The 14,171-nt window shown below is 71.8% G+C and carries 12 protein-coding genes; 8 read left to right on the forward strand and 4 right to left on the reverse strand.

The window, feature by feature from the left end; all coding sequences use genetic code 11:
• Positions 1–4: 4 nt before the first annotated feature.
• Positions 5–1,546, reverse strand: coding sequence for a protoporphyrinogen oxidase (gene hemG, locus FF041_RS19575; protein WP_153524007.1), 1,542 nt, complete (start codon positions 1,544–1,546; stop codon positions 5–7).
• Positions 1,547–1,672: 126 nt separating this feature from the next.
• Here hemG and FF041_RS19580 point away from each other — a divergent pair, with 126 nt between their 5' ends.
• A complete protein-coding gene (locus tag FF041_RS19580; protein WP_153524008.1) occupies positions 1,673–2,629 on the forward strand; it encodes a DUF4349 domain-containing protein in 957 nt (318 codons plus the stop codon).
• A 46-nt stretch (positions 2,630–2,675) separates the two neighbouring features.
• Entirely contained in the window at positions 2,676–4,052 is a 1,377-nt protein-coding gene (locus tag FF041_RS19585; RefSeq protein WP_153524009.1) for an FAD-dependent oxidoreductase, read from the forward strand.
• A 43-nt stretch (positions 4,053–4,095) separates the two neighbouring features.
• Here FF041_RS19585 and hemE read toward each other — a convergent pair whose 3' ends face one another.
• Positions 4,096–5,172 (reverse strand): uroporphyrinogen decarboxylase, encoded by a 1,077-nt coding sequence (gene hemE, locus FF041_RS19590; RefSeq protein ID WP_323371185.1) that lies wholly within the window; start codon positions 5,170–5,172, stop codon positions 4,096–4,098.
• Between the two features lie 91 nt (positions 5,173–5,263).
• Between hemE and FF041_RS19595 the strand changes: the two genes are divergently transcribed.
• From FF041_RS19595 to FF041_RS19605, 3 genes are all read left to right on the forward strand, one after another.
• Complete coding sequence (locus FF041_RS19595) at positions 5,264–5,944, forward strand: DUF3000 domain-containing protein (protein WP_153524010.1); 681 nt, start codon at positions 5,264–5,266, stop codon at positions 5,942–5,944.
• Positions 5,945–6,321: 377 nt separating this feature from the next.
• Positions 6,322–6,984, forward strand: coding sequence for a helix-turn-helix transcriptional regulator (locus FF041_RS19600; protein WP_323371186.1), 663 nt, complete (start codon positions 6,322–6,324; stop codon positions 6,982–6,984).
• A 78-nt stretch (positions 6,985–7,062) separates the two neighbouring features.
• Entirely contained in the window at positions 7,063–8,346 is a 1,284-nt protein-coding gene (locus FF041_RS19605; protein WP_323392187.1) for a ribonuclease D, read from the forward strand.
• Positions 8,347–8,465: 119 nt separating this feature from the next.
• Here the strand turns inward: FF041_RS19605 and FF041_RS19610 are convergent, their stop codons facing one another.
• Together FF041_RS19610 and FF041_RS19615 are read right to left on the reverse strand one after the other, a co-directional pair.
• Positions 8,466–8,855, reverse strand: coding sequence for a peptidase inhibitor family I36 protein (locus FF041_RS19610; RefSeq protein ID WP_153524011.1), 390 nt, complete (start codon positions 8,853–8,855; stop codon positions 8,466–8,468).
• Positions 8,856–8,938: 83 nt separating this feature from the next.
• Entirely contained in the window at positions 8,939–9,748 is an 810-nt protein-coding gene (locus tag FF041_RS19615; RefSeq protein ID WP_228388396.1) for a hypothetical protein, read from the reverse strand.
• Positions 9,749–10,365: 617 nt separating this feature from the next.
• Between FF041_RS19615 and FF041_RS19620 the strand changes: the two genes are divergently transcribed.
• The 3 genes from FF041_RS19620 to FF041_RS19630 form a co-directional block, all read left to right on the forward strand.
• Positions 10,366–11,586, forward strand: coding sequence for a thiolase family protein (locus FF041_RS19620; RefSeq protein ID WP_323392189.1), 1,221 nt, complete (start codon positions 10,366–10,368; stop codon positions 11,584–11,586).
• The gene (locus FF041_RS19625; RefSeq protein WP_323392191.1) at positions 11,583–13,709 is read left to right on the forward strand and encodes a 3-hydroxyacyl-CoA dehydrogenase NAD-binding domain-containing protein; all 2,127 of its coding nucleotides are present in this window, start codon (positions 11,583–11,585) and stop codon (positions 13,707–13,709) included. The genes FF041_RS19620 and FF041_RS19625 overlap by 4 nt, the downstream gene beginning before the upstream one ends.
• 98 nt (positions 13,710–13,807) lie before the next feature.
• Positions 13,808–14,171, forward strand: a 364-nt coding sequence (locus FF041_RS19630) for a PIN domain-containing protein (protein ID WP_153524034.1), incomplete at its 3' end; no start/stop codon positions are given.

The following is a 14,171-nucleotide window of genomic DNA, read 5'->3' on the forward strand; positions in this document are numbered from 1 at the left end:
ACGGCTATTGTCCCGTGCCCCGATCCGTGCCCCGCGCCAGGGTCGGCGTGGCGAGAATCTCGTCGGCGGCGCGGTGTCCGTCGGCGATGCAGGCGGGGATGCCGACGCCGTCGTAGGCCGCCCCGCAGACCCGCAGTCCGGGCAGTCCGGCGACCTCCGCACGGATCCGGGCGACGCGGGCGAGATGCCCCACGGGGTACTGCGGCAGCCCGCCGATCCAGCGGGTGACCTCGTGGGCCACGGGCTTCGCGGCGATCCCGACGGCCGCGCCGAGGTCGCGCAGGGAGACGGCGACGAGATCGGCGTCGTCGCGGTGCAGATGCTCCTCCTCGCCGTACCGGCCGATGGAGGTGCGGAGGACGAAGAGGTCGGACGAGCCCTCGGTCACCCACCGCCATTTCCGGCTGGAGAAGGTGGCGGCCTTGATGGTGCGGCCGTCGGCCGGCGGGACGAGGAAGCCGCTGCCGTCCGGCAGTCCGGTCACCTCGGAGCGCCGGAAGGCGAGGGTGACCAGAGCCATGGAGGCGTACTCGATCCGGCCGAGTTCGGCCGCGGCGGCGGGCGACTCGGCGGCGAGCAGATCGGCGGCGGCCCAGGCGGGGGCGGCGAGGACGACGGCGTCGGCGGTGAGGATGCGCCGGTCGGTGCGGATCTGCCACCCCAGCGCGGACCGGCTCAGCCCGAGCACGGCCGTGCCGGTGCGGATCTCGCCGCCGTGGGCGCGTACGGCGTCGGCGACCGCGTCCGGCAGGGTGCCGACGCCGCCCGCGACGCCCATGAAGACGGGCCCGTCCTGCTGCTGGGCTGCGGCCTGCCGCTGGACCTCGCGTACCGCGTCGAGAAGCGAGGGGCGGCTCCGCGCCGCCTCGAAGAGCCGGGGCACGGAGGCGCGCATGGAGATGCGGTAGGCGTCGCCCGCGTACACGCCGCCGAGCAGCGGCTCCACCAGCCGGTCGACGACCTCGCGGCCGAGGCGGTCGGCGACGTACGCGCCGATCGCGACGTCCTCGCCGAGTTCGGCGGGGGGCAGCTCGCGCTCCTGGGCGATGCGGGCGACGCCCTGCGGGGAGAGCAGCCCGGCGAGGGCCTCGGGGCTGCCGGGGACGCCCATCACATGGCCCTTGGGCAGCGGGCGCAGCGCGTCGCGGGTCCAGACGGCGGCGGTGCTGGTGGCGGGCGGCTGGAGGCGGTCGCCGAGGCCCGCGGCGCGGGCGAGCGCGATGCCCTCGGGGCGGCGGGCGAGCATGGACTCGGCGCCGAGGTCCACGGGCGTTCCGGCGATCTCCCCCGTCTGCAGCTTGCCGCCGAGGCGGCCGGTGGCCTCAAGGAGGGTCACCCGGGCTCCGGCGGTCGCGAGCCGGTGGGCGGCGGCGAGGCCGGAGATCCCGCCCCCGATGACGACGACATGGCAGGGACCGGGACCGGGACCGGTGGCGGGGTCCGTGCCGGTGCCGGTGTCCGTGCCGGTGCCGGTGCCGGTGTCCGTGCCGGTGCCGGTGCCGGTGTCCGTGCTGGTGGCGGTGTCCGCATGCTGGGAGGACTGCATGCCCCCACTCTCTCAAACGCCGTTCCGAGTCCTGACCGTGACCTGTTCGGAACCCGGAACAGGCAACGGCCCACCGGGGTCGCCCGTCGAAGTGGCGATGGATCACACTCACTCCAGGGGGCCGATATGCGTGCTCGACGCACGTTCACCGCACTGATGCTGATCTCCTCGCTCGCCGTCGCGGGCTGTAGCGCCGGCGGTTCGGACGCAAAGGACGAGAGCGGGGCGGCGGCGCAGGACACGAGCGTCTCCGGGGCGTACCAGGAGCGGAAGCCGGGTACCGGCCCCCGGGAGGCCGCCGCGGGCAAGGGCAGTGGGAAGCCCGCGCCGGATACGGCGTCGGCGCTGACCGGGGCCCATGTCATCCGCACGGCGGAGCTGTCGGTGCGGGTCGCGAGCGTGTCGAAGGCCCTGGTCGCGGTCCGCGGGACGGCGGTGGACGCGGGCGGGCATCTGGCCGATGAGCGCACCGAGCGCCTCGGCGGCGGCCGGATGACCTCGACGGTGGTGGTGCGCGTGCCGCAGGAGCGGTACGACGAGGTGCTCGCCGAACTCGCGGGCGCCGGGAAGCTGCTGGAGCGCGCGTCGGACGCCAAGGACGTCACGGATCAGGTCGTCGATGTGCGGAGCCGTATCTCCAGCCAGCGCGCGAGCGTGGCCCGGGTGCGGGAGCTGATGGACCGGGCGGAGAAGCTCTCCGACGTGGTCACGCTGGAGGGCGAGCTGAGCAGCCGGCAGTCGGAGCTGGAGGCGCTGCTCGCCCGGCAGGAGTCGCTGAAGGACCGTACGTCGCTGGCGACCATCACCGTCACCCTCTCCGAGCCCGCGCCGGAGAAGGCCGGGAAGTCCGACGACGACGGCCCGGGCTTTCTGGACGCGGTCGGCGGCGGCTGGCGGGCGCTGACGGCCACGGCCGGCTGGATCGCGGTGGCGATCGGCGCGGCGGCCCCGTTCGCCGCAGTGCTGGGGCTGGGCTATGTGCTGTGGCGCCGGCTGGTACGGCCCCGGCTGCGCTCACGTACGGCGGCGGCGCCCGCTCCGGCGCCCGCGCACGGCCCCACAGCCGGGCCCGAGGGGAGCTGAGGACACTCCCCGGGGCTCCGTGGATCACACGCCGTAGCGTGGCCCCATGACAGTGGAGCGACTGGTGGTCATCGGGGGCGACGCGGCGGGGATGTCCGCCGCGTCGCAGGCGCGCAGGCTCAAGGGCCCGGACGAGCTGGAGATCGTCGCGTTCGAGCGCGGCCACTTCAGCTCGTTCTCGGCGTGCGGCATTCCGTACTGGGTCGGCGGGCAGGTCCCGGAGCGGGACGCGCTGATCGCACGGACGCCCGGGGAGCACCGTGAGCGCGCGATCGATCTGCGGATGCGCACCGAGGTCACGGAGATCGACGTCGCGGGCGGGCGGGTGCGCTCCCGCGATCCGGAGACCGGCGGCGAGACCTGGACCGGCTACGACAAGCTGGTCGTCGCGACCGGCGCGCGGCCGGTGCGCCCGCCGCTGCCGGGCATCGACGCGGCGGGGGTCCATGGCGTCCAGACGCTGGACGACGGCCAGGCCCTGCTGACGGCCCTGACCGCCACGGCGGGCAGGCGGGCGGTGGTGATCGGCGCGGGCTATATCGGGGTGGAGATGGCGGAGGCGCTGCTCAACCGGGGTTTCGAGGTGACGGTGCTCAACCGCGGTGAGCAGCCGATGGCGACGCTCGATCCGGATATGGGCCGGCTGGTCCATACGGCGATGGACGGTCTGGGGATCACCACGGTGAACGGGGCCCGGGTCACCGCGATCCGCACGGACGCGGACGGCCGGGTCCGCGCGGTGGCGACGGGGGACGCCGAGTATCCGGCGGACGTGGTCGTCCTCGGGATGGGCGTGGAGCCGGAGACGGCGCTCGCCCGGGAGGCCGGGCTGCCGCTGGGGGTGTACGGGGGGCTGCTGACCGATCTGTCGATGCGGGTGCGCGGCCACGGGAACATCTGGGCGGGCGGGGACTGTGTGGAGGTGCTCGATCTGGTCTCGGGCCGTGAGCGCCATGTTCCGCTGGGCACGCACGCCAATAAGCACGGCCAGGTGATCGGCGCGAATGTGGGCGGCGGTTACGGCACCTTCCCCGGGGTGGTCGGCACGGCCGTCAGCAAGGTGTGCGACCTGGAGATCGCCCGTACCGGTCTGCGCGAGAAGGACGCGGCGGCGGTGGGGCTGCGGTACGTGACCGCCGTGATCGAGTCGACGAGCCGGGCGGGGTACTACCCCGAGCCGGGGGTGATGACGGTGAAGATGCTGGCGGAGCGGCGTTCGGGACGGCTGCTCGGGGTCCAGATCGTGGGCCGGGAGGGCGCGGCGAAGCGGGTGGACGTCGCGGCGGTGGCGCTGACGGCGGGGATGACGGTGGAGCAGATGACGGCGCTGGACCTCGGCTACGCCCCGCCGTTCTCGCCGGTGTGGGATCCGGTGCTGGTCGCGGCCCGCAAGGCGGTCGCGGCGGTGCGGGCGGCCGACTGACGAGTGGATCCCCGGGGCTGGGCCCCGGGGATCGCGGTACGACTCAGCGGGCCGTGTGCTCGTGGACGTACGCCACCAGGCGGGTCAGCGCGTCCGGGTCCGTCGTGGGCAGCACTCCATGGCCCAGGTTGAAGACATGGCCCTCCAGGTCCGCCGCAGCCGCCAGCACCTCGGCGGCCTTGGTCTCGACGGCCTCACGGCTGGAGAAGAGGACGGCCGGGTCCAGGTTGCCCTGGAGCGCCTTGCCCGGCCCCACCCGGCGCGCGGCCTCGTCCAGCGGGACCCGCCAGTCGACGCCGACGACGTCCGCGCCCGCCTCGCCCATCAGCCCGAGGAGCTCTCCGGTGCCCACGCCGAAGTGGATGCGCGGCACCCCGTAGGAGGCCACCGAGGAGAACACCTTCGCCGAGGCGGGCATCACCGAGCGGCGGTAGTCGGCGGGGGCGAGCGCCCCCACCCAGGAGTCGAAGAGCTGGACCGCGCTCGCCCCGGCCTCGATCTGCACCTTCAGGAAGGCGGAGGTGATCTCCGCGAGCCGGTCCAGCAGATCCGCCCAGAGCTGCGGGTCGCCGTACATCAGCGCCTTGGTGTGCTCATGGTTGCGGGAGGGGCCGCCCTCGACGAGATAGCTGGCCAGGGTGAAGGGAGCGCCCGCGAATCCGATCAGCGGGGTGGTCCCCAGCTCGTCGGTGAGCAGCCCCATCGCCTCGGTGACGTACCAGACGTCCTCGGGGGTGAGGTCGCGCAGCCGGTGCAGATCGGCGCGGGTGCGGATCGGCTCCGCGACGACCGGTCCGACGCCCGGCTTGATGTCGAGATCGATCCCGATGGCCTTGAGCGGCACCACGATGTCGCTGAAGAAGATCGCCGCGTCGACGCCGTGCCGCCGTACGGGCTGGAGCGTGATCTCCTTGACCAGCTCGGGCCGCATACAGGACTCCAGCATCGGAATGCCTTCGCGCACCTTGAGGTACTCGGGCAGCGAGCGGCCCGCCTGCCGCATGAACCAGACCGGTGTATGCGGTACCGGCTCACGCCTGCACGCCTTCAGGAAGGCGGATTCATACGGCTTCGGCTGCTGGCCCGAGGGGCGGCCCAGGGGGCGGTCGTTGGCGGTCACGCCCCAAATCTTCGCACGGACGCGAGAAGCCGCGGTCCGCCCCGGGTGTCCTTCCCTGCGCCCGGGCTCCGTTCCGCCTACTCTTCCCCGCATGGCTGCGGCTCAGGGACACTTTTCCGATCATCCTGATCATTCCGGCGGTGCTGACGACGAGGACGGTGCAGAGGGCGATACGGTCCCACGCGCGTTCCGGGTCGCGGTCGAAGCGCTGCGGTCCGCGCAGCTGCGTCCCGAGATCGAGATCGAGCCGTCGCGTCCGCCGCAGCGGCTCGCCCCGTACGCGTACGCCCTGGAGGCTGCGGTCGTCGACGGGGAGGAGGATCTCGCGGACGGGCGGCTGGTGCTGCTGCACGATCCGGCGGGGCACGAGGCATGGCAGGGCGGCTTCCGGCTGGTGACGCTGGTCCGCGCCGAGCTGGAGCCGGAGATGGCGGCGGATCCGCTGCTGCCGGAGGTGTGCTGGTCCTGGCTGACGGGCGCGCTGGAGGCACGGGGACTGTCGTACGGGGAGCCGAGCGGGACCGTCACCCGTGCGGGGTCTCACTATTTCGGTGGACTCGCCGAGCGGCGGCCGGCGACCCAGATCGAGATCCGGGCGTCCTGGACGCCGGAGGAGTCCGCGGGCGGGGCGCCGGACACGGGTGCGCATCTGATGGCCTGGTGCGATCTGCTCTCACAGGTCGCCGGGCTGCCGCCGGCGGGGTCCGGCGCGGGGGACGCCGCGCCGGGGGTGGTGTCGCTGCCGCAGCGGCGGGGGCCGCAGCACCGCTAGAGCGTGCGTGCCAGGGCACTCCGGGCGGACGGGGCTTCGGCGGCACAGTCCGGGGCGCGTCCGGTATATGGGGGTTCGGCTTACCCGAGGGGTCCGGTTACACGGAGGGGAGACCGGCGCGCGCCTCAAGCGCCGTGCCGGACGCCGCGCTCCCCCGGAGGGGCCCCGGCCGCCGTCTCATCGGTAACAGTCCGTCAGCTCGTTCGTAGGATGATCGATCATTCGTCCGAATTGCACCAATTATCACTCACTAAATCGTGATCTTTCTCTAAAGGCGATCACGTTTGGTGCCGAAGAGGTCAGTGACCCTAACTGATCGGTTCGCCCCCGGCTTCATCCCCGAGCCGGCCCGTCCCGCACCTTCCCCAGGAGGCCTGGTGTCCGTTCTTCTCGAGCAGCCCGCAAGCCTGGTCGCCTACCGCCCGAACAAGCCGACGGCCATGGTCGTCGTGGCCGACCCGCGCGTCCGCTCCACCGTGACCCGCCATCTGTGGGCACTGGGAGTGCGGGACGTCATCGAGGCGTCGTCCATCGCGGAGGCCCGTCCCCGCGTCGGCAACCCGCGCGACATCTGCGTTGCCGACGTCCACCTGCCCGACGGTTCCGGGCTGACCCTGCTCTCCGAAACCCGTGCCGCGGGCTGGCCCAACGGCCTCGCCCTGTCCGCGGCGGACGACATCGGCGCCGTGCGCAACGCGCTCGCGGGCGGCGTCAAGGGCTATGTCGTGACCGGTACGCGTACCAACATCGGGCACCCGACCCGTCCCGGCGCCCCCGTCGGCTCCGCGGCGGCTCGGCTCGGCCACCGCCGTCCCCCGGGCGCCCCGAGCCACCCGGGTGGCTACCGAGAGCTCTCCGGCCGTGAGGTCGAGGTGCTGCGACTGGTCGCGGAGGGCCAGTCGAACAAGGCCATCGGCGTCTCGATGGGCCTCTCGGCCCTCACCGTGAAAAGTCATCTCGCCCGGATCGCGCGCAAGCTCGGCACGGGCGACCGCGCCGGAATGGTCGCGGTGGCACTGCGTACCGGCATCATCCACTGACCGCTGCCGACCCCCCGCGCGCCTGTCGACGGAACGTTCCGTCGACAGGCGCGCTCCGTTCACCGATACCCTTGACACGTGACCGACGCCCAAGACACCGCAGCAGAGACCGCACTGCGAACCGCCGGGGGCGCTCCCCCGGACGCCGGCGTCGCAGCCGAAGAGGCTCCGATTCCGCTGCTGGAGCCGCGTGAGGGGGTTCCCCCGGTGGTCGCGGACGCCGACGGCCTCGCCGCGGTGATCGCCGCTTTCGCGGCGGGCAGCGGCCCGGTGGCCGTGGACGCCGAGAGGGCCTCCGGGTACCGCTACGGCCAGCGCGCCTACCTCGTCCAGCTGCGCCGCGAGGGCGCGGGCAGCGCCCTGATCGACCCTGTGGGCTGCCCCGATCTCTCCGGACTCGGCGAGGCCCTCTCGGGCGTCGAGTGGATTCTGCACGCCGCCACCCAGGACCTCCCGTGCCTGCGGGAAATAGGCATGATCCCCACCAGCCTCTTCGACACCGAGCTGGCCGGCCGGCTCGCCGGATTCCCCCGTGTCGGCCTCGGCGCGATGGTCGAGTCCGTCCTCGGGTACGCGCTGGAGAAGGGCCACTCCGCCGTGGACTGGTCCACCCGCCCGCTGCCGGAGCCCTGGCTGCGGTACGCCGCGCTCGATGTGGAGCTGCTGGTCGATCTGCGCGACGCGCTGGAGAAGGAGCTCGACCGGCAGGGGAAGCTGGAGTGGGCCCGGCAGGAGTTCGACGCGATCGTCGCCGCGCCGCCCGCTCCCCCGCGCAAAGACCCCTGGCGGCGCACGTCCGGGATGCACAAGGTGCGGCGGCGCCGGCAGATGGCGGTCGTCCGGGAGCTGTGGGAGGCCCGCGACCGGATCGCGCAGCGGCGTGACGTCTCGCCGGGGAAGGTGCTGAGCGACGGCGCGATCGTCGAGGCGGCGCTCGCGGTGCCCGCGCATGTGCAGGCGCTCTCCGCGCTCCCCGGGTTCGGCCACCGGATGGGGCGGCGGCAGCTGGAGCAGTGGCAGTCGGCGGTCGACCGGGCGAAGGCCCTGCCGGACGCGGAGCTGCCCCAGCCGGGCCAGCCGCTGAACGGTCCGCCGCCGCCGAGGGCCTGGGCGGACAAGGACCCGGCGGCAGCCGCCCGGCTGTCGGCGGCGCGGGCCGCGGTGTCGGAGCTGGCGGAGGAGCTCAATCTGCCGCAGGAGAATCTGATCACGCCGGACACGGTGCGGCGGGTGTGCTGGGAGCCGCCCGCGGAGCGCACGGTGGAGGCGGTGTCGTCGGCGCTGGCCGCCCTGGGGGCCCGCCCCTGGCAGATCTCCCTGGTGGCCCCCCTGCTGACCGCCGCCCTCGCGGCGAACGCCTGACGGGCCCGGTCTCCGCCCCCGCGCCAGCGCGTCCGGGGCGCCCTGCCGGCGCGAACCGGCTCGCGCCCGGGGTTCACTCCCCGGGCGCGAGCCGGTCGGTCGAACAGCCGGTCAGCCGGTCAGCCGCAGAAGGTCGCGAAGCGGACCGAAGCGTTCTCGTTGTAGGTGTTCACCAGGTTGCCGGAATTCATGTATCCGAAGGTGTCCGAGGGACCGCCGTAGTTGGAGTTGAAGTACACCGTCGCATTGCAGTGCGTCTTGTTGTGGGCCGATGCGGCGTTGTTCTTGACGGCCTGGCCCTGGCCCGCCCCGGAGCTCGTGAACCGGTACCCCGCGAGGTCGGGGACATCGCCGGGCGCCACGAAGTGGGAGCCACCGAGACCGGAGTTGTAGTAGAGGCAGAACTCGCTCGACGGGCAAGCGACCGCTTCCGCCGCGGTCGCCGTCACCGGAACGAGCAGCGCGGCGCCGAAGGCCGCAGCGACGAAGGAAGTGATACGCTTCTTCATTTTTCGCCATCCTTTACGTTGTTGTCGTAACATAAATAAGCACTGACCATCCGATACCGGCAGACTCGGACTTCCCGCCTCATTCACCGATCACCGGAGGCGGCGGCAGCCTTGGCGAGCTGACTCTTCTTCGCCTTGAGCGCCGAAGAGAAATCCGACTTCTTCTGCCTGATCAGTTCTTTCTGCACAGAAGTCTCGACGGTGAACCATACGCCGATGAGATTCGTCTGCCGCTTACAATCGACATCGGCGACCGCCGCCTTTCGCTCTGCCCGCGTGGACGACTTCCCCTGGAATCCGGAGTCGCTCATCGCGGTCAGCGGGTCGGGGTACGAGTGCCCTGCTTTTTCCATGCACTCCGACCACTCCTTGAACACCTCCGTGACACGCGGGTCGCGCTTGGAGATGTCGAAGGTCTGGAAATTGGCGCCCCGGGCCAGCTCACCCGGTCCGGGCTGGTCCTTCCCGGCGATCTCCCGGTCCGCCTCGCCGACACAGCCACCCGCCGGGACAGGCATCCCCTTGACCCTGAGCACCCGCCCGCCACCGGACTTCGCCCCGTCCGCACCCTGGAGAACCGCCAGGCGCTTCTTCTCCGCAGCGGTCTCGGCCTCGGGCGGCGAAGTGGCGGGCCGGCCGCGCGGATCATCACGGAGGTGATATCCGTACACCCTGGCCGCCGCCTCGTCCGTCAGCCCGTACCGGCGGTCCATCAGGCTACGAGGCCCGGGCGGCATCCCTGGGAGCTTGAAATCATCTCTCATTTCAAAACGCCGAAGGCATTTATTGATCAGCGCGGCCCTGCCTTCATCCAGCTGCATCCGCTCCGCGTCCGAGAAGAGATAATCCTCCAGCGGAAGCCTCAGATCCACGCTTTTCAGCAGAGTCGGCACGCGCGGCTTGGAAGCTGTCTCCGAGCTCGATCCGCCCGTCGAACAACCCGTCAGAACCAGAAAAGCAACACCGACTGACGCAATATATTTCCTCATGCCTCACCCCCCAACACCCGGAACTCATTTCAATCTAAGCATGCATACGGCACCTGCTCAAGCGAAATATCAGGCCCCCTGCGCGAACGGCTTTCATCGGCGTGGACGCATAAAGGAAAGGAGGTGCGGAACCCATGCAAGAGAGCGCCGAGGTTTTCGCAACAACATAATCACCGCGAAACAGAGCGAACAGTCCGCTCCTGCCTATTCCTGTCCAGTCCTGCCCAGTCCTGTCCACCCCTGCCCAGTCCTGTCCACCCCTGCCCAGACCGGCCGAAAGTCCCGGACCCCGGCCCCGCCCAGCCGCCCGGACACACCGCGAGCGAGGGTCCGGCACGCCGGGGCGGACGAGCACGACACATCCCAGCCGCCGAAATCCCGCCCCCGCGTGTGACCTTCACCGCTTGGCCGCACGGGACTGTGCACGATGGTTACCCGTAAGTAGCATGAGGGGCAGCAAGCGCGCGCTTAGGGCGTGTGCCCCGCAGCAGTGCAACCTCGCACCCTGGAGGAGAGCCATCGTGCCTCGTACCGTCAGGGATGTCGTCTTCGTCGACGGCGTCCGCACCCCGTTCGGCAAGGCGGGCCCGAAGGGCATCTACCACGAGACCCGGGCCGACGATCTCATCGTCAAGGCCGTCCGCGAGCTGCTGCGCCGCAACCCCGGACTCGACCCCGCCCTCATCGACGAGGTCGCCATCGCCGCCACCACCCAGATCGGCGACCAGGGTCTGACCCTCGGCCGCACGGCCGGCATCCTCGCCGGGCTGCCGCAGTCCGTCCCCGGCTACTCCATCGACCGCATGTGCGCGGGCGCGATGACCGCCGTCACCACCACCGCGGGCTCCATCGCCTTCGGCGCGTACGACGCCGTCGTGGCCGGCGGTGTGGAGCACATGGGCCGCCACCCCATGGGCGAGGGCGTCGATCCCAACCCCCGCTTCGTCAGCGAGAAGCTCGTGGACGAGTCGGCCCTGTTCATGGGCATGACCGCGGAGAACCTCCACGACCGCTACCCCGCCATCACCAAGGAGCGCGCCGACGAATACGCCGTCCGCTCCCAGGAGAAGGCGGCCAAGGCGTACGCCGACGGCAAGATCCAGCAGGATCTGGTCCCGGTCTCCGTCCGGCGCACCAGCCCCGAGGGCGGCGAGACCGGCTGGGGTCTGGCCACCCAGGACGAGCCGATGCGCCCCGGCACCACGCGGGAGAGCCTCGCGGGCCTGAAGACCCCCTTCCGTCCGCACGGCCGGGTCACCGCGGGCAACGCGGCGGGGCTCAACGACGGCGCCACCGCGTCCCTCATCGCCTCCGAGGACTTCGCCCGTGAGCACGGCCTCCCGGTCAGGATGCGGCTGGTGTCCTACGCGTACGCCGGCGTCGAGCCCGAGGTGATGGGGTACGGCCCCATCCCGGCCACCGAGAAGGCGCTCGCCAAGGCCGGTCTCTCCATCGGGGACATCGGCCTCTTCGAGATCAACGAGGCATTCGCCGTCCAGGTGCTGGCCTTCCTGGAGCACTACGGCATCGCCGACGACGACCCGCGCGTCAACCAGTACGGCGGGGCCATCGCGTACGGCCACCCGCTGGCCTCCTCCGGCGTACGGCTGATGACCCAGCTGGCCCGCCAGTTCGAGGAGCAGCCCGAGGTCCGCTACGGAGTGACCACCATGTGCGTCGGCTTCGGCATGGGCGCGACGGTCATCTGGGAGAACCCGCACTTCGACGGAGGCGACAAGTGAGCACCGCAGAACTCCTCAAGGACGCGGCCGGGCTGTTCCCCGACGAGGTCGTCACCAGCGCCCATGTGCGCCATCTCGACCTCCCCGCCGGGGCCGGCCGCTTCGCCCTGATCACGCTGGACAACGGCCTGGACCACACCAAGCCGACCACCTTCGGCCCCCAGTCGCTGGCCCGTCTGAACGCGGCGATCGACCAGGTGGAGAAGGAGGCGGCCGAGGGCTCGATCACCGGCGTCGGCCTCACCGGCAAGCCGTTCATCTTCGCCGTGGGCGCGGACCTCAAGGGTGTGGAGCTGCTGCGCACCCATGACCAGGCGCTGGCCATCGGCAAGGGCGGCCACGACGTCTTCAAGCGGCTGAGCGCGCTGGCGGTGCCGACCTTCGCGTACTACAACGGCGCGGCGATGGGCGGCGGCGTCGAGGTCGGCCTGCACTGCTCGTACCGTACGGTCTCCCGGGCCATCCCGGCCTTCTCGCTGCCCGAGGTCTTCCTCGGTCTGGTCCCCGGCTGGGGCGGCTGTGCGCTGCTGCCGAACCTGATCGGCGCGGACCGGGCCGTCACGGTCATCATCGAGAACTCGCTGAACCAGAACCGCCAGCTCAAGGGCGCGCAGGTGTTCGACCTCGGGATCGCCGACGCGATCTTCGACGGCGCGGACTTCCTGGAGCAGTCGCTGGCGTGGACCGCGGCCGTCCTCAATGGCACGACCCGCGTCGAGCGCGCGGAGATCGAGCGCGGTGACGCCTGGGCCGCGGCCGTGGCCCGGGGCAGGTTCATCGCCGACTCCAAGGTGCACGGCGCGGCCCCGGCCGCCTACCGGGCGCTGGACATCATCGCCGCCGCCGAGGACGGCGACGTCCAGGCCGGTTTCGACGCCGAGGACCGGGCGCTGGCCGATCTGATCATGGGCGGCGAGCTGCGCAGCGGCATCTACGCCTTCAATCTGGTGCAGAAGCGCGGCAAGCGCCCGGCGGGCGCACCGGACCGGAGCCTGGCCCGCCCGGTGACCAAGGTCGGTGTGGTGGGCGCGGGTCTGATGGCCTCCCAGCTGGCGCTGCTGTTCCTGCGCCGCCTCGAAGTGCCGGTGGTGCTGACCGACATCGACCAGGAGCGGATCGACAAGGGCGTGGGCTATGTCCACGCCGAGATCGACAAGCTCCTCGGCAAGGGCCGGATCAACCAGGACAAGGCCAATCGTCTGAAGGCCCTGGTCACCGGAGTGCTGGACAAGGCGGAGGGCTTCTTCGACGCCGACTTCGTCATCGAGGCCGTCTTCGAGGAGATCGGCGTCAAGCAGCAGGTGTTCGCCGAGGTGGAGGCCGTCGTCCCGGCGCACGCCGTCCTGGCCACCAACACCTCCTCGCTCTCGGTCACCGAGATGGCGTCGAAGCTGAAGAACCCCGAGCGGGTCGTCGGCTTCCACTTCTTCAACCCGGTGGCGATCCTGCCGCTGCTGGAGATCGTCCGGGGCGAGCGGACCGACGACGCCTCCCTGGCCACGGCCTTCGCGGTGGCGAAGAAGCTCAAGAAGACCGCCGTCCTGGTGAAGGACGCCCCGGCGTTCGTCGTCAACCGGATCCTGACCCGCTTCATGGGCGAGATCCAGAACGTCATCGACGAGGGCACCCCGGTGGACGTGGCCGAGCGGGCCGTCGAGCCGCTGGGTCTGCCGATGTCCCCGCTGGTGCTGCTGGAGCTGGTGGGCCCCGCCATCGGTCTGCATGTCTCCGAGACCCTCCACCGCGCCTTCCCGGACCGTTTCACGGTCTCGGAGAACCTGGCCGCGGTGGTGAAGGCGGGCAAGCGCGGCTTCTATGTGTACGACTCCGGCCGGCCGGAGCTGGACCCGGAGGTCGCCGCCCTCCTCAAGCAGGGCGACACGGTCCTCACCGAGGAGCAGACCCGGGCCCGGGTGCTGGACGCGGTGGCCGAGGAGATCGGGCTGATGCTGGCGGAGGGCGTCGTGGCGGAGGCCCAGGACGTCGACCTCTGTCTGATCACGGGCGCGGGCTGGCCCTTCCACCTCGGCGGCATCACCCCGTATCTGGACCGTGAGGGCGTCTCCGAGCGGGTGAACGGCAAGCCGTTCCTCGCCCCGGGAGTGGCGAGCGTCCCCGCGTAACACGGGCGCTCCCGCCCGACGGCGGGCACACCACAGGGGCCGTACGGGACACACTCCCGTACGGCCCCTTCCGCTCCGCGCCGATAGGCTCGGCGCCGATGAGCGCACAGAGCCCGGAAACCACCCTGCTGATCGTCGACGGCGCGAATGTCGTCGGCTCCGTGCCCGACGGCTGGTGGCGCGACCGGCGCGGGGCCGCCGAGCGGCTGCGGGACCGGCTGGCGCGGTACGCGGCCGACGGCGTCCGCGAGGCGCCGGGACCGCTGGAGATCGTGCTGGTGCTGGAGGGCGCGGCGCGCGGGGTCGCCGCCGTGCCCGGCGTACGGATCGCGGAGGCCCGGGGCAGCGGGGACGACCTCATCGCGGAGCTGGCGGCCGGGGCCGCGGGCCGGCCCTGCGCGGTGGTCACGGCCGACCGCGAGCTGCGCCGCAGGGTCGAGGCCGCGGGCGCGCGCACGGTCG

The organism is Streptomyces jumonjinensis (genome assembly GCF_009600885.1).
GTDB classification, from domain to species: Bacteria; Actinomycetota; Actinomycetes; order Streptomycetales; family Streptomycetaceae; genus Streptomyces; species Streptomyces jumonjinensis.

Coding starts and splice junctions, on each gene's coding strand:
- hemG (WP_153524007.1), bottom strand. CDS start 1,546: ATGCAGTCCTCCCAGCATGCGGACACCGCCACCAGCACGGACACCGGC.
- FF041_RS19580 (WP_153524008.1), top strand. CDS start 1,673: ATGCGTGCTCGACGCACGTTCACCGCACTGATGCTGATCTCCTCGCTC.
- FF041_RS19585 (WP_153524009.1), top strand. CDS start 2,676: ATGACAGTGGAGCGACTGGTGGTCATCGGGGGCGACGCGGCGGGGATG.
- FF041_RS19595 (WP_153524010.1), top strand. CDS start 5,264: ATGGCTGCGGCTCAGGGACACTTTTCCGATCATCCTGATCATTCCGGC.
- FF041_RS19610 (WP_153524011.1), bottom strand. CDS start 8,855: ATGAAGAAGCGTATCACTTCCTTCGTCGCTGCGGCCTTCGGCGCCGCG.